The organism is Streptomyces sp. NBC_00080, from assembly GCF_045041255.1.
Lineage (GTDB): Bacteria > Actinomycetota > Actinomycetes > Streptomycetales > Streptomycetaceae > Streptomyces > Streptomyces coriariae.
In genome coordinates this window covers 7,548,363-7,571,259 of sequence record NZ_CP108235.1, presented here as the reverse complement: position 1 = coordinate 7,571,259, position 22,897 = coordinate 7,548,363, and the positions used below count along the sequence as shown (strand labels likewise).

Genomic DNA, 22,897 nt, shown 5'->3' with positions numbered 1-22,897 from the left:
ATTACGCCCGATCCCCTGAACTGAAACGGGGTTCGGCAGCACGGTTTGGATCATTTTCCGATGAAGCCGCAACCACCCCACTCACGGCGGGAACTGCAAGTACCCGCCCTGTGGCCAGCAAAACCACCAGCGATACGGCGCCCGCGACAGCCGGCACCGTGAATCCCCACAGCGCGCCGCCGGCCTCTACGACCGGACCCGCCAGGCCCGTTCCCACCGACGCGCCGACCGTGAACGTCGTCACCAGCCAGGAGAACGCCTCCGTCACCGTCCCGCGCGGCGCGTGCCGGTCCACGATGACGAACGCGCACGCGATGGCGGGCGCCAGGAACACGCCCGCGAGTGCCGTCAGCGCCACCATGGCCACCGCGCCCGGCATCAGCGTCAGGGGCAGGTAACACACCGCCAGAAGCGCCACCAGCCACCGCAGTCGCCGCTCCGGAGGCCCCGCCCACCGACGTGCCCCGTACACCACACCACCGAGCAGCGCGCCGAGCCCCAGCGCCGCCATCAGCCAGCCGTACACCGCGTCACCACCGTGGTCGTCCGCGTAGGGCACGGACGCCACCGTGATGGAACCCAGCGCGACACCGATGAACAGGAACGCGCCGAGGAGCGCCAGCAGACCGGGCGACCGCAGGGCACCCAGCCAGTGCGCCTCGCGCGGGGCCGACCGCCACGCGCGCGAGGGCTGCGACACGACCACCGACAGCGCGCCCAGCACCCCGACCGCGTTCAGCACCAGCAGGGCACCCTGCGCCGACCACACCGACACGCACAGGGTCACCAGCAGCGGCCCGACGGTGAACATCACCTCCTGCGCCACCGCGTCCATCGCGTACGCCGTGTGCACCTGGTCCTCGCGGCGCAGCACCGCCGGCCAGAGCGCCCGCAGACCGCCCTCCAGGGGCGGTGTGAAGAGTCCGGCGGCCGCGACCGACAGATACGCGAGCGGCAGCGGGTCCGCGCCCACGAAGGCGAAGACCGCCATGGCGAGGGCGGAGGCGAGCGCCGCGGGCAACTGGACCCGCGGCTGCCCGTGTCTGTCGACCAGCCTTCCCAGCAGCGGCTGCCCGACGGCGTTGGCGACGCCGTACACGGCCGCGAGGGCGCCGGCGAGGCTGTAGGTGCCGCCCTCCGCGCGCACGAACAGCACGATCGCGATGGCGGCCGTGGCGTTGGGCAGCCGGCCGACGAGCGTGCCGGTCAGCAGCCGGGCGGCGTGCTTCGCCCTGAGGATCTCGAGGTATCCCGCGGCCAATGTCCCGCCTCCGTCGGCTCGCCCGAGGCGGTGGATCACCTCGAAGTTTTACGTATAACGTCTCTTGTCATACGTACCATGTGCGCTGTTCGCCAGTCCAGACGAAGGAGCAGGCCCACGGTGACACGAGGTAGCACGCGGCCGACGAGCCGTGACGTCGCCCAGGCCGCAGGGGTCTCCCAGGCCGCCGTCTCCCTCGTACTCGGCGACAAGTGGCGCGGCCGCGTCTCCGAGGTCACCGCGGAACGGGTACGGGAGGCTGCCCGCGAGCTCGGCTACCGGCCCAACCTCGCCGCCCGCAACCTGCGCCTCGGCCGCACCCGCACGGTCCTGCTCGTCGTCCCCGCGCTCACGACGGAGTTCTTCGCCGGCGTCTACACCGGGGCGGCGCGGGTCGCGGCCGAGCACGGCTTCGGAGTGGTCCTCTACCCCTCCCCCGAGGGCGTCGGCCCCGCCCGCGACCCCTTCGCCTCCGCCCAGGCCGCCCTCGACGGCGTCCTCGCCTCCTCGATGGCCGCCGACGCGCTGACCGCCATCCGGGGCGACCAGCTGCCCCTGGTGATGCTGGACAGCGACCCCTCGGGAAGCCTGGGCGCCGCCACGGTCAACCTCGACATCGCCGACGGCGTCCGCCAGGTCGCCGACCATCTGCTGGGTCTCGGCCACCGCCATTTCCTGCACCTCGCTGCCGACATCCCGTCCTGGACCTTCGAGGTGCGCGCGCGTGAACTCGCCGCCCGGGTCGGCGCGGCGGCGGGGACCTCGCTGCGCACCGCCCCCGCCCCGATCTCCATCGACGGCGCCCTGGCGGCCGCGGAGGCGGCGCTGAGCGCTCCGGGGCCCCGCCCCACGGCCGTCGTCTGCGACGACGACAAACTCGCGGCCGGCGCCTACAAGGCCCTACGGCGCCTCGGCCTGCGGGTCCCCGACGACGTGTCCGTCACCGGCCTGGACGATCTCGCCCTCGCCACCGCCCTCGACCCCGAGCTGACGACCGTACGACTGGACGCCGAGCTGTTCGGCGAACGAGGCATGCGGGCCCTCCTTGCCGTCCTGGAGGGCCGCACACCGGACGGCGGGGACATCCCCGTCGAACTGGTCGTACGGGCCTCCACGGCGCCGCCGAACGCCTCCTGAGACGCCCTGCGCCCCGGCCGAATCATCGACCGGGGCGCACAAGGGGTGAATCGCGGGCGGCGGTGTCACTCCTCCTCGGAGCTCTCCGCCTCCGTGGTCGCGCCGTCCGTCTCCAGCAACCGGCCCAGCTGACGGCCCACGATCCGCTTGAACTTGCGCGACTGCGGCCGCGTGCGGTCCAGCACGGCCACCTCCAGGCGCTCGGCGGGAATCTCCCGCTCCGTGCCGTTGGTGTCGCGCGACAGGGCCTGCACGGCCAGCTTCAGCGCCTCGGACAGATTCATGCCGTCCCGGTGACGCTGATCCAGGTAGCTGCTGATCTGCTCGGCGTTGCCTCCGACCGCCACCGAACCGTGCTCGTCCACGATCGAGCCGTCGTGCGGCAGGCGGTAGATCTGGTCCCCGTCCGGCGTGGCGCCGACCTCGGCCACCACCAGCTCCACCTCGTAGGGCTTCTCGCCCGCCGAGGAGAAGATCGTGCCCAGCGTCTGGGCGTACACGTTGGCCAGACCGCGGGCGGTGACGTCGTCACGGTCATAGGTGTAGCCACGGAGATCGGCGTACCGGACGCCGCCGATCCGCAGGTTCTCGTACTCGTTGTACTTGCCGGCCGCCGCGAAGCCGATCCGGTCGTAGATCTCGCTGAACTTGTGCAGCGCGCGGGACGGATTCTCACCGACGAACACGATGCCGTCGGCGTACTGGATCACAACGAGGCTGCGGCCGCGCGCGATGCCCTTGCGGGCGTACTCGGCGCGGTCGGCCATCGCCTGCTGGGGTGAGACATAGAACGGCGTCGACACCGGTTATCCGTCCCTTTCTGTCGAAGTCACTGGATCACCTGGGATGAGAACGGGGCCGCCGCTACAGCAGGGCGGCGCGCGGGCCGTCCGGCTGCTCCAGGCGACGAGCCAGGATCGAGCGGGCGATCTCCGACGACTCCTCGTCGGTGAGCCGGCGGAAGCCGTCCTCGGTGATCACGGTGACGATGGGGTAGATCCGGCGCGCGACATCGGGACCACCGGTCGCCGAGTCGTCGTCCGCCGCGTCGTAGAGGGCCTGGACCACGAGGGTCGTGGCCTCTTCCTCGGTCAGGCTGTTGTGGAAGAGCTTCTTCATCGCCCCGCGCGCGAAGATCGAGCCGGAGCCGGTGGCGGCGTAGTTGTGCTCCTCGGAGCGGCCGCCCGTGACGTCGTACGAGAAGATCCGGCCGCGGTCCCGGTCCACGTCGAACCCGGCGAAGAGGGGCACGACCGCCAGACCCTGCATGGCCATGCCCAGATTGGAACGGATCATGGTCGACAGGCGGTTCGCCTTGCCCTCGAGCGAGAGCTGCGCTCCTTCGACCTTCTCGAAGTGCTCCAGCTCCAGCTGGAACAGCTTCACCATCTCGACGGCCAGACCGGCGGTACCGGCGATTCCGACGGCCGAGTACTCATCAGCCGGGAAGACCTTCTCGATGTCCCGCTGCGCGATGACATTGCCCATCGTGGCGCGACGGTCACCGGCGAGCACGACACCACCGGGGAACGTCACGGCGACGATCGTCGTGCCGTGCGGCGCCTCGATCACACCCTGCGTCGGGGGCAGCTGCCGCTTGCCGGGCAGCAGCTCCGGCTGGTGATCGGAGAGAAAGTCCATGAAGGACGAGGACCCGGGCGTCAGGAAGGCAGCCGGTAGACGCCCGGTGCTACGAGTGTTGGCTTCCATGGAGTTCCTTCCAGGTAAGCGGCTGCCCGACGAACAGCGTCGGGATCGTCTCCCAACTTGCCGATGGCCGAATTGCAGTTGAAGCACAGTACGCCACGGACCCTACCCGTCTCGTGGCAGTGATCCACATGCGCGGCAGGAGCTTTCAGGCAGATCACGCAGAGGCCCCTCTGGGCGGCCACCATGGCGTCACGTTCGGCTTCCGTCATGCCGTACTGGCGCTTCAGGTGTCCACGGCGCCCCTTGACTGCTTTGCATGCCTTGCAGCAGGTCGCAAGGCCGTCGGACGCTGTCGCGTTGCGGTGCCACTCGCTGTGCGGCTTGATCTCCTCACAGCTGCGGCAGAACTTGTGCCCCTCGGGCGTCTCCACCCGCGGCCGCACGTTCCGGCCCTTCGCGAGTTGGCGAGCCTGGTGATATGCCGCCCAACACTCCCGGCAGTAGGCCTGCAACCCGTCCTTCGCCGCCCTGTTACTGGCGAAGGCCGCCCGTGGCTTCGACTCCCTGCACCGCGAGCAGCTCTTCACCATCTCTTCGCTTGCCAAGTTCAGATCCCCCGTAGCCTTCAATTCAAAGGCTACTCGCCACCCTTCTGAACGAAACTTCGAACGAAGTCCTCGGCGTTTTCCTCGAGGACATCGTCAATCTCGTCAAGAACCGAGTCCACGTCGTCGCTCAGCTTCTCCTGGCGCTCCTTGAGGTCCTCCGAAGCCTGCGCCTCGGGCGCCTGCTCCTCGACCTCCTCCGTGGAGCGCGTCGCCTTCTGCTGGCCGCCGCCGGTGTCCTTGGTCGCCATAACCCTCACCCCGCTCTTTCGCCCGACATGGTCGACAGGTCGGCATTCCTGCCGATCGGTGATGATCAGACCCTACAAGCCGGGTCCGACATCGGCCCCGCAGTTGCCACAACGTACGGGGGCCACCTCGATGATTCCCTGACGGGAGGGTTTCCACCCCGTCGGAGAGGTTGCGTCCGGGTGGTCGTTCAGCCGCCCGAGAGGACCTTGACCAGGTCTTCTGCCGTGCGGCAGCGGTCCAGGAGCGCCTTGACGTGATTTCGCGTTCCGCGAAGAGGTTCGAGGGTTGGGACGCGCTGGAGCGAATCCCGACCCGGCAGATCGAAGATCACCGAGTCCCAGGAGGCGGCGGCGACGTCGTCGGCGTACTGCTCCAGGCAGCGGCCGCGGAAGTACGCGCGGGTGTCCTCCGGGGGCTTCGTGATCGCCCGCTCGACCTCGCTCTCGTCCAGCAGTCGCTTCATGCGGCCGCGGGCCGCGAGACGGTTGTAGAGGCCCTTGTCGGCCCGTACGTCGGCGTACTGGAGGTCGACGAGGTGGAGACGGGCGGCGTCCCAGTCGAGGCTGTCACGGCGCCGGTAGCCCTCCATGAGCTCCCGCTTGGCGACCCAGTCCAGTTCGCCGGCGAGGCTCATCGGGTCGTTCTCCAGGCGGTTCAGGGTGTCCTCCCAGCGTGCGAGGACGTCCTTCGTCTGGTCGTCGGCATCCGAGCCGTACCGCTCCTCCACATACTTGCGCGACAGCTCGAAGTACTCCATCTGCAACTGGACCGCGGTGAGCGTGCGGCCACTGCGCAGGGTGACCAGTCGCTTCAGGGTCGGGTCGTGGGAGACCTGGTGGAGGGTCCGGACCGGCTGGTCGACCGCCAGGTCCACCGCGATGAAGCCGTCCTCGATCATCGACAGGACCAGGGCCGTCGTGCCCAGCTTCAGATAGGTCGAGATCTCGGAGAGGTTCGCGTCGCCGATGATCACATGAAGGCGGCGGTACTTCTCCGCGTCGGCGTGCGGCTCGTCGCGCGTGTTGATGATCGGGCGCTTCAGCGTCGTCTCCAGGCCGACCTCGACCTCGAAGTAGTCGGCGCGCTGACTGAGCTGGAAGCCGTGCTCGTGGCCGTCCTGGCCGATTCCCACGCGGCCCGCGCCGGTGACCACCTGGCGCGAGACGAAGAAGGGCGTCAGGTGGCGCACGATGTCCGAGAAGGCGGTCTCCCGCTTCATCAGGTAGTTCTCGTGCGTGCCGTAGGAGGCGCCCTTGTTGTCGGTGTTGTTCTTGTAGAGGTGGATGGGCTGCGCCCCGGGCAGCGCGGCGGCACGCTCGGCCGCCTCGGCCATGATCCGCTCGCCGGCCTTGTCCCAGAGGACGGCGTCGCGGGGATTGGTGACCTCGGGCGCGCTGTACTCGGGGTGCGCGTGGTCGACGTAGAGGCGTGCTCCATTGGTGAGGATGACGTTGGCGAGGCCGATGTCCTCGTCGGTGAGCTGGCTGGAGTCGGCGACCTCGCGGGCGAGGTCGAAACCACGCGCGTCCCGCAGCGGGTTCTCCTCCTCGAAGTCCCAGCGAGCCCGGCGGGCCCTGTGCATCGCCGCCGCGTAGGCGTTGACGATCTGGGACGAGGTGAGCATGGCATTGGCGTTGGGGTGGCCGGGGACGGAGATGCCGTACTCCGTCTCGATGCCCATTACTCGCCGTACGGTCATGCGGCCCTCCTTGCCCGGCGGCACCCTCGGTCGTGGGCGCCGCTCAGATACCGGTGGTGCTCCGGCGCGTGTGCGGTGCCCGTCCCCGCACTGCGCGACCCGGCGGTACGGAAGAGCCTAGAACGCCTCCGCGCTGGTGGGGAGATCATTTGCGTCATTGCCTTGCTCCAGCCGTGGCCCGGAAAGCAGTCGGCTGCGGGTACCCGTGGTGGGCACCCGCAGCCGCCCTGTGCTTACAGGTACTGTCCGGTGTTCGCCACCGTGTCGATGGAGCGCCCGGTGTCCGCGCCCTGCTTTCCGGTGATCAGGGTACGGATGTAAACGATCCGTTCGCCCTTCTTTCCGGAGATCCGGGCCCAGTCGTCGGGGTTGGTGGTGTTCGGCAGGTCCTCGTTCTCCTTGAACTCGTCCACGCACGCCTGGAGGAGGTGGGAGACCCGAAGGCCCTTCTGGTTGTGGTCGAGGAAGTCCTTGATGGCCATTTTCTTGGCACGGCCGACGATGTTCTCGATCATCGCGCCGGAGTTGAAGTCCTTGAAGTAGAGGACTTCCTTGTCGCCATTGGCGTAGGTGACTTCCAGGAAGCGGTTTTCCTCGGATTCGGCGTACATGTGTTCCACGGCCGTCTGGATCATGCTCTGGACGGTGGTGGTCCTGTCGCCGCCGTGTTCGCCCACGTCCTCGGCGTGCAGGGGCAGGCGTTCGGTGAGGTACTTCTGGAAGATGTCCTTGGCCGCTTCGGCGTCCGGACGCTCGATCTTGATCTTCACGTCGAGGCGGCCGGGACGCAGGATCGCGGGGTCGATCATGTCCTCACGGTTGGAGGCACCGATGACGACCACGTTCTGCAGGCCCTCGACACCGTCGATCTCCGCGAGGAGCTGCGGAACGATGGTGTTCTCCACGTCCGAGCTGACGCCGGAGCCTCGAGTGCGGAAGAGGGACTCCATCTCGTCGAAGAAGACGATGACGGGGGTGCCCTCGGAGGCCTTCTCCCTCGCACGCTGGAAGACGAGGCGGATCTGCCGCTCGGTCTCACCGACGTACTTGTTGAGGAGCTCGGGACCCTTGATGTTGAGGAAGAAGCTCTTGCCGGTGGCCTGACCGGTGACCTCGGCGACCTTCTTGGCCAGCGAGTTGGCGACGGCCTTGGCGATGAGCGTCTTACCGCATCCGGGAGGTCCGTAGAGCAGGACGCCCTTGGGCGGCCGCAGCTCGTGCTCCTTGAAGAGGTCGGGGTAGAGGTACGGGAGCTCGACGGCGTCACGGATCATCTCGATCTGTCCGCCGAGGCCACCGATCTGCTCGTAGCCGATGTCGGGAACCTCTTCGAGGACGAGTTCCTCGACCTCGCTCTTGGGTACGACCTCGTAGACGTAGCCGGAGCGGGGTTCGAGCAGGAGCGCGTCGCCGGGGCGGATGACGACGTCGAGGAGCGGCTCGGCGAGCCGGACCACCCGTTCCTCGTCGGTGTGCCCCTGCACGAGGGCGCGTACGCCGTCCTCGAGGATCTCCTTGAGGGTGACGATGTCGCCGACGCTCTCGTACTCCATGGCCTCGACCACGTTGAGCGCTTCGTTGAGCATCACTTCCTGGCCGCGCCGTAGCTCTTCGAGCTCGACGCTGGGGCTGACGTTCACCCGGAGTTTGCGGCCCCCGGTGAAGATGTCCGCCGTGCCGTCCTCGTTCGCCGTGAGGAAGACGCCGAAGCCGGCCGGCGGCTGGGCAAGCCGGTCGACTTCCTCCTTGAGGGCCACGATCTGGTCGCGGGCCTCACGGAGTGTGTTCGCGAGTCGCTCGTTCTGGGCGGACACGCCGGCCAGGTTTGTCTGTAGCTCGACGATCCGCTCTTCGAGAATCCTCGTGTGCCGCGGAGAGTCGGCGAGCTTGCGTCGCAGGACGGCGATCTCCTGCTCAAGGTAGGCAATCTGCCCGGACGGGTCGTCGGACCCTCTTCCCGGGCGGATGCCGCGGTTCATGTCGTCGTCGTGGGCTGCCACGGTCCTCACCTCCTCCAAGGGGAGCTGGACGCTTCCAGACCCTACCTGGGTGGGTGTCGATTGAAACCCCTAGATCACAAAGACTGTCGGGGTGTGTCCGATCTTCACCCTTGCGCTCTCCCTCACGCCAGGGGAATACCCACCGAACACGGTCCGGAAGCCGCCGAGGGTAGGGTCGAAGTGTTCAACACCCGTCAGAGCCTGCATGGTTCCCTTGCGGCTCGACAGTAAACGGCAGGAGATATGGGCGTGCAGCAGGAGGCCGGTGTCGGCAGCGAAGACCTGGAGGTCTGGATCGACCAGGATCTCTGTACCGGCGACGGGATCTGCGCCCAGTACGCGCCCGAGGTGTTCGAGCTGGACATCGACGGCCTGGCCTATGTCAAGGGCGCCGACGACGAGCTGCTCCAGGCCAAGGGGGCCACGACCCCGGTGCCGCTGCCGCTGTTGACGGACGTGGTGGACTCGGCGCGGGAGTGTCCGGGCGACTGCATTCATGTGCGGCGCGTTTCGGACAGTGTCGAGATCTACGGTCCGGACGCGGAGTGACGCGACGGCCGCTCATGGTGACGCCTGTCTGATTTCTCACAGGCCGATGCCCGGATCAGACGCTGTGGGCGCCCGCGGGTGTCGAGCGGATGAACCTGTCGTCCTTCCACTGCCACTTGGCGCTGTCCTTCACGTCGGGGCAGCAACTGGGCACGTCGGCCGTGGAGTAGCCGAGAAGCGTGGCGAGGACGGCTCCGTCGGTGACGGAGAGGCTCGTGACGGTGTTGCGGGCCTTCGGGTCGACGAGGGTCGCGACCACGCGCGCGTGCGTGCTGTCCGCACCCTGGGTGAGGACGTAGACGCCGTCGGGCGGGGTTCCCATGGGGGCGTCGCAGTGCACCACGGCAACGGTCTCCGGGGCGCCGTCGCCGTCGAGGTCGCCGCTGGCCCTCTTGACCACGAGGGCCTGCACCGGGCCGCATTCGACGGGGAAGTCGACACCGGTGGTGGCGGGGGCCGCGGTGGTGACCGGGGCGGGCCTGGCTTCCGGGCCCGCGGCCTGGGCGGCTGTCGCGGGTTTGGGCTGCAGAAGTGAGGAGAGGGCGACGACGCCGGCGAGCGCGGCGGCGGTCGCGACCCAGTGGATCGGCCGGGTGTGGGTGTGTGCCAGTTCCGGGAGGGCGGATTGCTGCACTGGCAGTGTCTCCTGTGGTGGCTGTGCCGGTGGTGCTGGGGGATTGGCCAGCATCGTGCCACACGTCACAGGGTGGGGGAACGGCGGGGTACGGGATATCGGACGTGGATATCGACCGCGTCGCCCCTCGGTGCCGAGCCGTGTCGACGGGCGCCGGGCCGGGGTCCGGTCGACGCCAACGACAGGGCGCCGTGGCCGAGTTCCCGGACCATCGGGAACTCGGCCACGGCGCCCTGTCGTTGAACGCTGTGCTGGGGCGGCGTCAGCGGCCGCTGCCTCCGTCGGCATTGGGACCGGTGTAGTCCTCGCCGTAGGCACCCTTGGCGGGGCGGCGGCGGCGCATCGGCGGCTCGACGCCGTCGGCGAGGCGACGGGCGGTGAGCAGGAAGCCGGTGTGGCCGATCATCCGGTGGTCCGGGCGGACCGCCAGGCCCTCGACGTGCCAGTTGCGGATCATCGACTCCCAGGAGGTCGGCTCGTTGAAGGAGCCGATCTCGCGGATGGACTCGACGGTGCGGGCGAGCTGGGTGGTGGTGGCCACGTAGCAGCACAGGATGCCGCCGGGCACGAGCGCCTTGGAGACGGCCTCCAGGCACTCCCAGGGGGCCAGCATGTCGAGGATGACGCGGTCGACGTCGGTGTCGGACAGGTTGTCCTGGAGGTCGCCGACGGTGAGCTGCCAGGCGGGGTGCGGACCGCCGAAGTAGCGCTCCACGTTCTGCTGGGCGATCTCGGCGAAGTCCTCGCGGCGCTCGTAGCTGTGCAGCATGCCCTGGTCACCGATGGCGCGCAGCAGGAAGCTGCTGAGCGAGCCGGAGCCGACGCCGGCCTCGACGACGCGGGCGCCGGGGAAGATGTCGGCGAAGGCGAGGATCTGCCCCGCGTCCTTCGGGTAGACGACAGCTGCCCCGCGGGGCATGGACAGGACGTAGTCGGGGAGCAGGGGGCGCAGCGCGAGGTAGGCGACGTTCCCGGTGGTGCGGACAACGCTGCCCTCGGGAGCACCGATCAGCTCGTCGTGCGGGAAGGAACCCTTGTGGGTGTGGAAGTTCTTCCCGGCCTCGAGCGTGAACGTGTAGTGGCGGCCCTTGGGGTCGGTCAGCTGAACCTGGTCCCCGACCTTGAAGGGCCCGCGCCTGCGGGCGGCACCGGTCGGTTCGGACATGTGAACAGCCTACCGGGGTTTGCCGGGGCCGCCGACCACGGGGACGGGCCCGGCTAGGACGGCCTGGCCATGGCCTTGACGAAGGCGCGCTCGACGTCGGCGGCGGACAGGACGCCGAAGATCTCGCCGGTCTCCTCGACCACGAGGTACTCGGTGGCGGGGGTCGCGCGCAGGACGTCGAGGAGGTCCTCGCCGGCCAGCTCGGCGGACACCCGCATGCCGTCGGTGAGGTCCTGGGCGAGGCCGCTGACGGCGACCCAGGGCCGGCGGTGCTCGGGCACCCCGACGATGGCGGCCTCACGGACGAGGGAGAGAGGTTCGCCGTGGGCGTCGACGACGACGAGCGCGCGGGCGCCCGCGTCGTTGGCGCGGCGCAGGGCCTCGGAAAGGGGGGTGTGGGTCTCGACGGGGACGGCCCGCCGGGTGAGGGTGCGGGCGCGCAGCTCGGGGAGGTGTTCGCGCAGGCGGGCCATGCGCAGGCTGTTGCCGGCGCCGGTCCAGATGATCGCGGCGAGGATGGCCGCGAGGAGGGCGTCCGTGACGGTGTCCATGCCGACGCTGTCCTCGGCGCTGGAGCCGAGGGCGCCGGACTGGGTGAGCAGGGGAAGGCCGATGAGGACGGAGACGGCGAGGGCGCGGCCGACCCAGGCGGCGGCGATGGTGCCGTTCATGGGCTTGCCGGTGAGCTTCCAGACGACGGCGCGGAGCATGCGGCCGCCGTCGAGCGGGAGACCGGGCAGCAGGTTGAAGATCGCCACGATGAGGTTGGAGATCATCAGCCCGGCCAGCAGGACGCCCGGGACGGTGCCGGGCTCCACGGGCTGCATGGCGAGGTAGAAGACGCCGGCGAGGACCAGGGAGAGCAGCGGGCCGACGAAGGCGAGCCAGAACTCCCGGCCGGGGGTCTCGGCCTCCTTCTCGATCTCGGAGACGCCGCCGAAGAACTGGAGCTGGATGCGGCGGACCGGGAGCTTGAAGCGGAGGGCCGCGATCGTGTGGGCGAGTTCGTGGATGAGCACGGAGGCGTAGAAGGCGACCGCGAAGAAGAGGGAGACGAGGTAGCGGAGGGCGCCGAGTTCGGGGAGTACGCGGTCGAGCTGGTTGCCGAACACCCACGTGATGAGGGCGGCGACGAGGAACCAGCTGGGCGCGACGTAGACGGGGACGCCGAAGGGGCGGCCCATGAGGAGGCCGCCGCGCGGCTGCTCCGGGGGGCGCTGGGGCGGAGGGCCCTTGGGGAGGGTCGGAACGGGGGTGGGGGCGAGAGGCGCCGTTTGCCCCGCCCCGGTGCGGGTCCTGCTCTCCGCCCCGGCCTCGGTCTCGGTCCCGGCCCCAGCCTCGGCCCCTGTATCGGTTTCGGTGCCGGCCCCTGTATCGGTTCCTGTTCCGGTCCCGGCCCCTGTATCGGTCCCGGCTTCGGTTTCGGTCTCGCTGTCCCCGTTCGCACCGGCCGTGTGGTGGTCGTCGCCGGGTGTCCGGGGCTCCTGTGGAGCGTCCCCCGGGTCGGCCGCGGCTTCGGCGGGCGCGGCCTCGCTCGGCTCCGGTGCCTCGGACGTGGTCGGCGCGGGTTCCGCGTCTGGGGTGCCGGGGTCAGGGGTCTGCGCGAGGTCGGTGGCCGGGGACGCAGGTGTCGCGGGGTGCTCGGCCGACTGTTCGTTGTCCGGCCGCGGTCGCCCGGTCCCGCCGCTTTCCACCACGGTGTCCCCTCGTCGAAGCGTCTCCCGCTCGTACAGGGCGGGAGGGTCTCGGACCGATGGTATGCGGCGGTCGTGACGTGTTCCGCCCCGGCACCCCCGCGTTTCCCCGGTCGTCGCCGGTGTTCGGGACGAGCCGGGTGCGCGGGCTGGGTGACTGTCAGTGGTGGGCCGTAAGGTCTGGAGCATGGAGAGCAGCAGCGAGGGCGTCGCCCGGGTGGGCGACGGCGGTGTCGTGCAGGATCCGGCGCACACGGAGGCGAGCGCACCGGAGACGGTCGTGCCGGAGGCGGTGGCGACGGAGGCGGTGGCGACGGAGGCGGTGGCGACGGCCGTCGCCGCCATAGCGCCCGCCTCGCTCTCGCCCTCGCGGGCCGGTGACTTCATGCAGTGCCCTCTGCTGTACCGGTTCCGGGTGATCGACCGGCTGCCGGAGAAGCCCAGCCCGGCCGCCACGAAGGGCACGCTGGTGCACGCCGTCCTGGAGCGGCTGTTCGACGCGCCGGCGGCCGAGCGGACCGCGCCGCGGGCCAAGTCGCTGATCCCGGGCCAGTGGGACCGACTGCGGGAGACCCGGCCGGAGGTCGTGGAGCTGTTCGCCGACGATCCGGAGGGCGAGCGGCTGGCCGGCTGGCTGGTGGAGGCGGAGCGGCTGGTCGAGCGCTGGTTCACGCTGGAGGATCCGACACGGCTGGAGCCCGCCGAGCGGGAGCTGTTCGTCGAGGCGGAGCTGGACTCGGGGCTGCGGTTGCGCGGGATCATCGACCGGGTCGATGTCGCGCCCACCGGCGAGGTGCGGATCGTCGACTACAAGACCGGCAAGGCACCGCGGCCGGAGTACGCCGAGGGCGCGCTGTTCCAGATGAAGTTCTACGCCCTGGTCGTGTGGCGGCTGAAGAACGTCGTGCCGCGGCGGCTTCAACTCGTGTACCTGGGCAGTGGTGACGTGCTGACCTACGACCCGGTCCTGGCCGATCTGGAGCGGGTGGAACGCAAGTTGCTCGCCCTGTGGGACGCCATCCGGCTGGCGACACGGACGGGTGAGTGGCGGCCGCGGCCGACCAAGCTGTGCGGCTGGTGCGACCACCAGGCGCACTGTCCTGAGTTCGGCGGCACTCCCCCGCCGTATCCGCTTCCCGTGACGCTGCCGGTGAGGGCGGCGGAGTCCGAGGGCGGGGCGCAGGGCAGAATGGGGCCGGGCTAAAGAAGGAGACATACGTGGCCATCCGCGTCCTACTGGTCGATGACCAGCCGCTGCTGCGTACCGGCTTCCGGATGATCCTGGAGGCCGAGCAGGATCTCGCGGTCGTCGGCGAGGCCGGAGACGGCCTCCAGGCTCTCGACCAGGTGCGGGCGTTGCAGCCCGATGTGGTGCTGATGGACATCCGCATGCCGCGGATGGACGGGGTGGAGGCGACCCGGCAGATCACCGGGCCGGGGCGGGACGGGCCGGCGAAGGTGCTGGTGCTGACCACCTTCGACCTCGACGAGTACGTGGTGGAGGCGCTGCGGGCCGGGGCGAGCGGGTTCCTGCTGAAGGACGCGCCCGCCAATGAACTGGTCCAGGCGATCCGGGTGGTGGCCTCGGGTGAGGCCATGCTGGCGCCGAGCATCACGCGTCGGCTGCTCGACAAGTACGCCACGCATCTGCCCTCCGGCGACGAGCCGGTGCCGGACACGCTGCACACGCTCACCGACCGTGAGGTGGAGGTGCTGAAGCTGGTGGCGCGCGGGCTGTCGAACGCCGAGATCGCGGCCGACCTCTTCGTCAGCGAGACCACCGTGAAGACGCACGTGGGTCACGTGCTCAACAAACTGGGGCTGCGCGACCGGGTGCAGGCCGCGGTGTACGCGTACGAGAGCGGTCTGGTGCGTCCCGGCGCGCAGTAGCAGCTGTTGCACCGGACGAACAGCCACACGCAGGAAGGCGCCCCCGGCCGGGGGGCGCCTTCCTGCGTGTGGCTGTCGGGTCGTCAGCTCTTGCTGAGTTCCCAGAAGCGGAACACCGTGGAGGCGTCCAGGCAGTTCTCCAGGCCGTAGACGTTCTCGCCGACGACCGCGTACTGCTTGGCCTGCCACAGGGGCAGTACGGGCACTTGCTCGGCGACGATGTCCTGGAGCTCGGCGTAGTCCGTGTCGGTCGCGGTGCGGTCGCTCTGCGCGGCGGTGCGCGGGATGAGCGTGCGGGTGATGGCGGTGTTGGCGTAGTTGTTGCTCAGCACGTTGCCCTTGCCGAAGAAGGGCGAGGTGAAGTTGTCGGCGTCCGGGTAGTCGGGCACCCAGCCCTTGACGTAGACGCCGTACTTGCCGGCGGCGACGTCCTTCTCGTACTGGCCGTAGGAGACGGAGCGGACGTCGGCGTCGAACAGGCCGCTGGCGTTCAGCTGGGCCGCGATCGTCTTCAGTTCCTGGTCGGTGGCCGGGCCGTAGCGGGTCGGGGTCGACCAGAGGGTGAGCTTCACCTTGTCGGTGATGTCCTCGTCCGCGAGCGCGGCGGCGGCCGCGGCCCGGGAGGGGCGGGCACCGTAGCGGTCGAAGAAGGCGGTGTTGTGGCCCGCGATACCGGCCGGGATGATCGAGTAGAGGGGGTCGGCGGTGCCTTCGTAGACGTCCTTGATCAGGGATTCGCGGTCGATCAGGTGGGCGATGGCCCGGCGGACGCCGAGCTTTCCGGCGACCGGGTCGTCCATGTTGAAGACCAGGTGCTGAACCTCGGCGCTGCTGCCCTCGACGACCTCGGCACCCCCGTCGGCGGTGCTCTGCTGGATGTCGGAGACGTCGGCGGCGGTGAGGCCCCGGTAGGCGATGTCGATCTCGTTCCCGAGCAGCGCCTGCTTCAGGGCCTTCTGGTCGCCGCCGAAGAACTTCAGGGTGACGCCGGTGTTGTCGGCCTCGCCCGCGCTGCCCCGGTAGTTGTCGTTGACCGAGAAGACGGCCTCGTCGTCGTCGAAGGAGTCCAGCTTGTAGGGGCCGGAGCCGACGGCGGCGCCGTCCTCGCGCAGGCTGTCGGCCTCGTACTCCTCGTGGTCGACGATGGAGCCGGCACCCGAGGCGATCTTGCTGGGGAAGGTGGCGTCGGGGACCTTGAGCCGGAAGACGACCGTCTTGGCGTCGGGTGTCTCGACCTTGTCGAGCATGGGGAACATGATGGCCGGGCCGGCGGCGTCGTCGATCTTCAGCATGCGGTCGAAGGAGAACTTGACGTCCTCTGAGGTCAGCGCGTCGCCGTTGCTGAACTTCAGGCCGTCCTTCAGCGTGCACGTGTAGACCTGGGTCCGTGTGTCCGTGAAGGAGCATTCCCGGGCCGCGTCCGGTTCGGGTTCGGTGCCACCCTTGGGGAAGCTGAGCAGTGACTGGAAGACGTTGTTGAACAACAGCCAGGAGCCCGGGTCATAACCGGAGGCGGGGTCGGTGGCCAGAACGTCGTCGGACATTCCCAGGACCACGGAGGAGGCGTCGCCCCCTGAGCCGCCGCTCTGGGTGCCACAACCGGTCAACAGGCCGGAGGCCAGTCCCGCCACGATCGGCAGGACTGGCCACTGGTTACGCATGTTCACAAAAAGCCTTGTCGTCGTTTCTCTGCACACCGGGGCCGCCGTCCCGGGCCCCGGAGGGGGTGCGTCAGTTGCTCACGCCGTGGCCGAGCTCCCACAGCTGAAGGGTCGCGGAGGAGTTCAGCACGTAGGCCGTGCCGGTGACGTCGTTGTTCGCGGCCACGTACTGCTTGCCCTGCCACAGCGGCAGGACCGGGACGTCCCTGGCGACGATGTCCTGGATCTCGGTCAGGTTCTTGGCGGCGCTGAGGCGGTCGGCCTCGCGGCGGGAGGCCGGGATCAGGTTGTCGATGATGTCCGCGTTGGAGTACGGGGACTTGAGGAAGTTGTCCTTGTCGAGGAACGGGGCGACGAAGTTGTCGGCGTCGGGGAAGTCGGGGAACCAGCCCATGCCGTAGACCGCGTACTCGCCCTTGCGCTCGGCCGGGACGAACGCGTCCCAGGCGGTGCCCTTGATGCTGACGTCGAACAGGCCGCTGTCGTTGAGCTGCTTCTGCAGCACCTCGAACTCCTGCTTGGTGGCCGGGCCGTAGTGGTCGGTCGTGTAGTTCAGCGTCAGCTTCACCGGGGTGGTGATGTCCGAGTCTTCCAACAGGGCCTTGGCCTTGGCGACGCTCGGGTCGCCGTAGGTGTTGAAGAACGAGTTGGAGTGGGCGGTGAGCGTGGCCGGGACCAGCGAGTAGAGGGGCTCGGCCTGGGAGCCGTACACCTCGGAGACGAGCGCGCTGCGGTTGATGACCTGGGCCATCGCCTGGCGCACGGCCTTGGACTTGACCGCCGGGTCGGTGGTGTCGAAGGCCAGGTAGCGGATCTCGAGGCCGTTCAGTTCGACGAGGCTGATGTCCCCGGTCGCGGAGGCCTCGGAGAGCTTCTGGATCTGCTCCGGCGACATGGTGCGGGTCATCAGGTCGATGTCGCCCTTTTCGAGGGCGGTGCCCATGTCGTCGGCGTTCTCGTACGAGACCATGTCGACCTGGTCGTTGTTCACACTCAGCGTCCCCTTGTAGTTGGGGTTCTTGGTGAACACGGCCTTCTTCATCTCGTCGCCGTCGGTCTCGGCCTTGAGGGTGTAGGGGCCGGACCCGTCGATCGAGAAGCCGTCGCGCAGCTTGTCCTTCTCGTAGTCGTCGGGGTTGACGATGCCGGCGACCGGAGTCGACAACTTGAAGGGGAAAGTGGCGTCGGCGGTCTTGAGGTGGAAGATGACTTCGTTGTCACCCTGCGTCTCGATGGTGTCGATCGTGGACAGCAGGGCGAACACGCCGGAGTCGGCCTTGATGGTGCGGGCACGCTCGATGGAGAACTTGACGTCCTCGGCGGTGACCGCGTCTCCGTTCGCGAACTTGAGGCCGCTGCGCAGCTTGCAGGCGTAGCGCTCGTTGCCGGTGTCGGTGAAGCCGCAGCTCTGGGCCGCCTCCGGAACGGGCTCGCCCTCGCCCTTGGGCTGGATCATCAGGGTCTGCACGGTCTGGCGCAGGATGTTCCAGGTGCCGACGTCGTAGGAGTACGCCGGGTCGAGCGGCGCCGGGGCGTCCTTGGTGACGGTGAACCGGTCGGTGGTGCCCATGACGATGGCGTCCCCACTGCCGCTTCCGCTGTCGGACCCGCCGCAGGCGGCGAGTACGGGCGCGAGCAGACTTACCACGGCCGGCAGCACCAAAGTCTTGCGGTTCATGCTCGAGTTTCTCCAGAGCTGTCGAGTCCGTGTACCCGGCATGCAGGGGTGTCGCGGCGGATCACGGGGTTAGGGCGAGGTTCTCGCGATGAGATTAGTCCGCACCAGCACGAGGGTTCGCGGCCACCGGAGTTGAAACTCCATCACGCTGTGAAACCGGACGCGGACGCACTGAACAATGATCAGTGGAATGATTCGTACAGCCGCCCATCAATCAGGACACAAAGACGCGTCCGATCCCTCCCCGACAGGGCCCAATACACACGGAGAGTCAACTGTCGACCCTCGGACGGGTGGGGAACGTCACACGCCGTACGGGGTTCGGACAGGGTGGAATTCGGCCGCCGCCGGGGCCCCGCCGGAGATCGGAATTCCACCGCGCGTACACCCGCCGAATTCCTTGTTATCGGCGGTGCACGCTGGGTGAACGCCTATCGCATTTCCGTCATCGGCCGATCACCAATGATCGCGATGCCGATCATCGGAGCGGCATCAGGTCCCGCAGAAATGCCAGGTCGACCTGTTCCAGCGAGGGGACGACGGTGCGTCCGCGGGACGGCGCGATCGGTGCCACGGAGGGCACCGCGACCACGTGACAGCCCGCCGCCTCGGCCGAGGTGACCCCGGTCGCGGTGTCCTCGATGACGGCGCATCTGGCGGGGTCCACGCCGAGTCCGGCGGCCGCGAACAGATAGGGGTCGGGGTACGGCTTGGTCCGGGGGACCTCGTCGCCGGCCACGCTCAGGCGGAAGTTGTCGGCGCCGAGCGAGGTCAGGACGCGGTCGATGATGCGCCGGTGGGAGGCGGAGACGAGGGCCGTGGGCACCTCGTGCTCGGCCAGCTCGGCAAGGAGCCGGGCGGCACCCGGCATCAGGGGCAGGGCGCGGGTGATGCGGTCCTCGAACCCCTCGTTGAGCAGGACGGTGAGCGCGGCGAGGTCGATCTCGGCCCCGGTCGCCTCGATCAGGAACCCGGCGCTGCGGCTCATCGGGCCGCCGACCACGACATGGCGCCAGGAGTCGTCGAGGGTGTGGCCCAGGCCGGCGAAGATCTCGACCTCGACGTCCCACCAGAAACCCTCGGTGTCCACCAGGGTGCCGTCCATGTCGAGCAACACGGCCTGCAGGGCGGAGCCCTCGGCCGTACGGGTTACTGGCGCGGGAACCGTACTGGTCATCCACATACCTCCTTGAGGGACGAGCAGGCCGGTTCCCGCTGTGGGGAACCGGCCTTCGGTGGACCGACCAGTGTACGACTTATCCGATCAGTGTGCTCGGTGGCACGCCCGCGTCACCGTGCGTTGAAGTACTTCGCCTCGGGGTGGTGGATCACGATGGCGTCCGTGGACTGCTCGGGGTGGAGCTGGAACTCCTCCGACAGGTGGACGCCGATCCGCTCCGGCTGGAGCAGCTCGGCGATCTTGGCACGGTCCTCCAGCTCGGGGCAGGCGCCGTAGCCGAGGGAGAAGCGGGCGCCGCGGTACTTCAGGGCGAACATGTCCTCGACGTCGGCCGGGTCCTCGCCGGCGAAGCCGAGTTCGGAACGCACGCGCGCGTGCCAGTACTCGGCGAGGGCCTCGGCCAGCTGCACGGACAGGCCGTGCAGTTCGAGGTAGTCGCGGTAGGAGTTCGACTCGAACAGCCTCGCGGTCTCCTCGCCGATGCGGGAGCCGACGGTGACGACCTGGAAGCCGACGACGTCCGTCTCCCCCGACTCCTCCGGGCGGAAGAAGTCGGCCAGGCACAGACGGCGACCGCGGCGCTGGCGGGGGAACGTGAAGCGGGTGCGTTCGTTGCCCTGTTCGTCCAGGACGATCAGGTCGTCGTCCTTGGACACACAGGGGAAGTAGCCGTAGACGACGGCCGCCTCGAGGAGGTTGTCGGTCTGGAGCTTGTCCAGCAGGCCGCGCAGCCGGGGCCGGCCCTCGGTCTCGACGAGCTCCTCGTAGCTCGGTCCGTCGCCGGTGCGGGCCTGCTTCAGGCCCCACTGGCCCTTGAAGAGGGCGCCTTCGTCGAGCCAGGAGGCGTACTCCTTGAGCTGGATGCCCTTGATGACGCGGGTGCCCTCGAACGGCGGCTTCGGGACGGGGTTGTCGGTGGAGACGTCGGAGCGGACGTGACCCTCCTCCGGGCGTTCCTCGGTCTCGACGGCGGCGGCGCTCGGGCGGACCCGGCGCTGCTTCAGCTCCGGCAGCTGCACTCCTGGCACGCCCCGCTTGACGCCGATGAGGGCGTCCATCAGACGCAGACCCTCGAAGGCGTCACGGGCGTAGCGGACCTCGCCCTGGTAGATCTCGTGCAGGTCCTGTTCGACGTAGGCCCTGGTCAGGGCGGCGCCGCCGAGGATGACCGGGTAGTCGGCGGCCATCTTGCGCTGGTTCAGCTCCTCCAGGTTCTCCTTCATGATCACCGTGGACTTGACCAGCAGACCCGACATGCCGATGACATCGGCCCGGTGCTCCTCGGCGGCCTCCAGGATCGCGGAGACCGGCTGCTTGATGCCGAGGTTGACGACGTTGTAGCCGTTGTTGGACAGGATGATGTCGACGAGGTTCTTGCCGATGTCGTGGACGTCTCCGCGCACGGTGGCCAGCACGATGGTGCCCTTGCCCTCGGCGTCCGACTTCTCCATGTGCGGTTCGAGGTAGGCGACGGCGGTCTTCATGACCTCGGCGGACTGGAGCACGAACGGCAGCTGCATCTGGCCGGAACCGAACAGTTCGCCGACCACCTTCATGCCGTCCAGGAGCGTCTCGTTGACGATGTCGAGGGCGGGGCGGGTCCGGAGGGCCTCGGCGAGGTCGGTGTCCAGGCCGTTCTTCTCGCCGTCGATGATCCGCCGCTTGAGGCGCTCGTCCAGCGGCAACGCGGCCAGTTCCTCGGCCTTGCCCGCCTTGAGGGACTTGGTGGTGGCGCCCTCGAACAGCGCCATCAGCTTCTGCAGCGGGTCGTAGTCCTCGGCGCGGCGGTCGTGGATCAGGTCGAGGGCGGTGTTGACCTCTTCCTCGCTGAAGCGGGCGATGGGCAGGATCTTCGACGCGTGGACGATCGCCGAGTCCAGGCCCGCCTTCACACACTCGTCGAGGAAGACCGAGTTGAGCAGGATGCGCGCGGCCGGGTTCAGGCCGAAGGAGATGTTCGACAGGCCCAGGGTGGTCTGTACGTCTGGACGGCGGCGCTTGAGTTCGCGGATCGCCCCGATGGTGGCGATGCCGTCCTTGCGGGACTCCTCCTGACCGGTGCAGATGGTGAAGGTCAGGGTGTCGATGAGGATGTCCGACTCCTGGATGCCCCAGTTCGTCGTCAGGTCCTCGATGAGCCGCTCGGCGATGGCGACCTTCGTCTCGACGGTACGGGCCTGGCCCTCCTCGTCGATGGTCAGCGCGATCAGCGCGGCGCCGTGCTCCCGGGCCAGCTCGGTCACCTTGGCGAAGCGGGACTCGGGGCCGTCGCCGTCCTCGTAGTTGACGGAGTTGATGACCGCGCGGCCGCCGAGCCGCTCCAGGCCCGCGCGGATGACGGGGACCTCGGTGGAGTCCAGGACGATCGGCAGCGTGGAGGCGGTGGCGAAGCGGCCGGCCAGCTCGTCCATGTCGGCGACGCCGTCGCGGCCCACGTAGTCGACGCACAGGTCGAGCATGTGCGCGCCCTCGCGGATCTGGTCCCGGGCCATCTCCACGCAGTCGTCCCAGCGGCCCTCCAGCATGGCCTCGCGGAACTTCTTCGAGCCGTTGGCGTTCGTACGCTCGCCGATCGCCATGTAGGCGGTGTCCTGGCGGAACGGGACGGTCTGGTAGAGCGAGGCGGCGCCGGGCTCGGGCTGCGGCTGCCGCTCGGCGGGCGAGGCCCCCCGGACCCGCTCCACGAGCCGGCGCAGGTGCTCGGGCGTCGTACCGCAGCAGCCGCCGACCAGGTTCAGCCCGTAGTCGCGTACGAAGGTGTCCTGGGCGTCGGCCAGGCCCTCGGCGTCGAGCGGGAAGTGGGCGCCGTCCTTGGTGAGGATCGGCAGACCGGCGTTGGGCATGCACAGCAGCGGGGTGCGGGAGTGGCGGGCGAGGTAGCGCAGGTGCTCGCTCATCTCGGCCGGGCCCGTCGAGCAGTTCAGGCCGATCATGTCGATGCCGAGGGGCTCGAGGGCGGTCAGGGCCGCGCCGATCTCCGAGCCGAGCAGCATGGTGCCGGTCGTCTCGAACGCCATCGAGACCAGCAGGGGCACCTCGACGCCGGTGGCCTCCATGGCGCGCCGGGCGCCGAGGATGGAGGACTTGGTCTGGAGCAGGTCCTGCGTGGTCTCCACGATCAGGGCGTCCGCGCCGCCGGCCAGCAGGCCCTCCGCGTTGGCCTGGAAGCCGTCGCGCAGGGTGCCGTAGGGGATGTGGCCGAGAGTGGGCAGCTTGGTGCCGGGGCCGATCGAGCCCAGTACCCAGCGCGTGCGTCCGTCGCGTCCGGCGAAGGCGTCGGCGGTCTCCCGGGCGATACGGGCGCCCGCCTCGGACAGCTCGAACACCCGCTCGGAGATGTCGTACTCGGCCATGGCCGAGTGGTTTGCGCCGAACGTGTTGGTCTCGACGCAGTCCACGCCCGCGTCGAAGTACTCCTCGTGCACGGAGCGGACGATGTCCGGCCGGGTGACGTTGAGGATCTCGTTGCAGCCCTCGAGCTGCTCGAAGTCCGAGAGGGTGGGCTCCTGGGCCTGGAGCATGGTGCCCATGGCTCCGTCGGCCACCACCACACGGGTGGCCAGCGCCTCTCGGAGCGCGGACACACGGGTCCGGCTGTCGGCGGAAGGGGTCGGCGGCACAGAGGCCATGAAAGGGCTCCCTCAGATGCGACGGCTGTCGGCTTTGCGTCACCTCAGGATGCGGGCAGAAAGGCTTCCCGAGACGACCGCACGCCGTCAGGGTAGCCGGGACGGAGGCCTTATGGTCAGGGGCGTCCACGGGACGGACGGGTGTGGCGGCCTTTCACAGGGCGGCCACGAGCCGGGCACGACCGGAACACGAGCGGGGCACGAGCGTGCGAC

At 69.1% G+C, this 22,897-nt stretch carries 18 protein-coding genes; 4 read left to right on the top strand and 14 right to left on the bottom strand.

The window, feature by feature from the left end:
- Position 1: 1 nt before the first annotated feature.
- Positions 2 to 1,261 carry an MFS transporter gene (locus OHU34_RS33770; RefSeq protein WP_142269476.1) on the bottom strand — a complete coding sequence of 420 codons (1,260 nt, stop codon included), beginning with the start codon at positions 1,259 to 1,261 and terminating at the stop codon, positions 2 to 4.
- Positions 1,262 to 1,381: 120 nt separating this feature from the next.
- On the opposite strand from OHU34_RS33770, the gene OHU34_RS33765 reads away from it, so the two are divergent.
- Positions 1,382 to 2,398, top strand: coding sequence for a LacI family DNA-binding transcriptional regulator (locus OHU34_RS33765; RefSeq protein WP_405769918.1), 1,017 nt, complete (start codon positions 1,382 to 1,384; stop codon positions 2,396 to 2,398).
- Between the two features lie 65 nt (positions 2,399 to 2,463).
- Here OHU34_RS33765 and prcA read toward each other — a convergent pair whose 3' ends face one another.
- The 6 genes from prcA to arc all read right to left on the bottom strand — a co-directional run bounded on the left by prcA (position 2,464) and on the right by arc (position 8,604).
- Positions 2,464 to 3,201 carry a proteasome subunit alpha gene (prcA, locus tag OHU34_RS33760; RefSeq protein WP_054239395.1) on the bottom strand — a complete coding sequence of 246 codons (738 nt, stop codon included), beginning with the start codon at positions 3,199 to 3,201 and terminating at the stop codon, positions 2,464 to 2,466.
- A 61-nt stretch (positions 3,202 to 3,262) separates the two neighbouring features.
- A complete protein-coding gene (prcB, locus tag OHU34_RS33755; protein ID WP_037734963.1) occupies positions 3,263 to 4,108 on the bottom strand; it encodes a proteasome subunit beta in 846 nt (281 codons plus the stop codon).
- On the bottom strand, positions 4,060 to 4,638 hold the full coding sequence (locus OHU34_RS33750; RefSeq protein ID WP_230196411.1) for an endonuclease VII domain-containing protein: 579 nt from the start codon (positions 4,636 to 4,638) through the stop codon (positions 4,060 to 4,062). Before OHU34_RS33750 ends, prcB begins: the two co-directional genes overlap by 49 nt.
- A gap of 47 nt (positions 4,639 to 4,685) precedes the next feature.
- A complete protein-coding gene (locus OHU34_RS33745; protein WP_020128324.1) occupies positions 4,686 to 4,904 on the bottom strand; it encodes a ubiquitin-like protein Pup in 219 nt (72 codons plus the stop codon).
- Positions 4,905 to 5,092: 188 nt separating this feature from the next.
- On the bottom strand, positions 5,093 to 6,604 hold the full coding sequence (gene dop / locus OHU34_RS33740) for a depupylase/deamidase Dop (RefSeq protein WP_399077667.1): 1,512 nt from the start codon (positions 6,602 to 6,604) through the stop codon (positions 5,093 to 5,095).
- Positions 6,605 to 6,837: 233 nt separating this feature from the next.
- The gene (gene arc, locus OHU34_RS33735) at positions 6,838 to 8,604 is read right to left on the bottom strand and encodes a proteasome ATPase (protein WP_020665692.1); all 1,767 of its coding nucleotides are present in this window, start codon (positions 8,602 to 8,604) and stop codon (positions 6,838 to 6,840) included.
- 243 nt (positions 8,605 to 8,847) lie between these two features.
- Between arc and OHU34_RS33730 the strand changes: the two genes are divergently transcribed.
- Positions 8,848 to 9,153, top strand: a complete 306-nt coding sequence (locus OHU34_RS33730; protein WP_054239392.1) for a ferredoxin — start codon at positions 8,848 to 8,850, stop codon at positions 9,151 to 9,153.
- A gap of 55 nt (positions 9,154 to 9,208) precedes the next feature.
- On the opposite strand, the gene OHU34_RS33725 is transcribed toward OHU34_RS33730, so the two are convergent.
- The 3 genes from OHU34_RS33725 to OHU34_RS33715 all read right to left on the bottom strand — a co-directional run bounded on the left by OHU34_RS33725 (position 9,209) and on the right by OHU34_RS33715 (position 12,649).
- The gene (locus OHU34_RS33725) at positions 9,209 to 9,787 is read right to left on the bottom strand and encodes a hypothetical protein (protein ID WP_142269478.1); all 579 of its coding nucleotides are present in this window, start codon (positions 9,785 to 9,787) and stop codon (positions 9,209 to 9,211) included.
- 262 nt (positions 9,788 to 10,049) lie between these two features.
- Positions 10,050 to 10,952, bottom strand: coding sequence for a tRNA (adenine-N1)-methyltransferase (locus OHU34_RS33720; protein WP_046261810.1), 903 nt, complete (start codon positions 10,950 to 10,952; stop codon positions 10,050 to 10,052).
- A 53-nt stretch (positions 10,953 to 11,005) separates the two neighbouring features.
- On the bottom strand, positions 11,006 to 12,649 hold the full coding sequence (locus OHU34_RS33715; protein WP_405769914.1) for a site-2 protease family protein: 1,644 nt from the start codon (positions 12,647 to 12,649) through the stop codon (positions 11,006 to 11,008).
- A gap of 184 nt (positions 12,650 to 12,833) precedes the next feature.
- On the opposite strand from OHU34_RS33715, the gene OHU34_RS33710 reads away from it, so the two are divergent.
- Positions 12,834 to 13,850, top strand: coding sequence for a RecB family exonuclease (locus tag OHU34_RS33710; protein ID WP_405769912.1), 1,017 nt, complete (start codon positions 12,834 to 12,836; stop codon positions 13,848 to 13,850).
- A 14-nt stretch (positions 13,851 to 13,864) separates the two neighbouring features.
- A complete protein-coding gene (locus tag OHU34_RS33705; protein ID WP_020128315.1) occupies positions 13,865 to 14,536 on the top strand; it encodes a response regulator transcription factor in 672 nt (223 codons plus the stop codon).
- An 83-nt stretch (positions 14,537 to 14,619) separates the two neighbouring features.
- Here OHU34_RS33705 and OHU34_RS33700 read toward each other — a convergent pair whose 3' ends face one another.
- The 4 genes from OHU34_RS33700 to metH all read right to left on the bottom strand — a co-directional run bounded on the left by OHU34_RS33700 (position 14,620) and on the right by metH (position 22,684).
- Complete coding sequence (locus tag OHU34_RS33700) at positions 14,620 to 16,203, bottom strand: ABC transporter substrate-binding protein (protein ID WP_230196393.1); 1,584 nt, start codon at positions 16,201 to 16,203, stop codon at positions 14,620 to 14,622.
- 64 nt (positions 16,204 to 16,267) lie between these two features.
- Complete coding sequence (locus OHU34_RS33695; protein ID WP_142269482.1) at positions 16,268 to 17,875, bottom strand: ABC transporter substrate-binding protein; 1,608 nt, start codon at positions 17,873 to 17,875, stop codon at positions 16,268 to 16,270.
- Positions 17,876 to 18,353: 478 nt separating this feature from the next.
- Positions 18,354 to 19,052, bottom strand: coding sequence for an HAD family phosphatase (locus OHU34_RS33690; RefSeq protein WP_142269483.1), 699 nt, complete (start codon positions 19,050 to 19,052; stop codon positions 18,354 to 18,356).
- Between the two features lie 113 nt (positions 19,053 to 19,165).
- Complete coding sequence (gene metH, locus OHU34_RS33685; protein WP_405769907.1) at positions 19,166 to 22,684, bottom strand: methionine synthase; 3,519 nt, start codon at positions 22,682 to 22,684, stop codon at positions 19,166 to 19,168.
- Between the last annotated feature and the right edge of the window lie 213 nt (positions 22,685 to 22,897).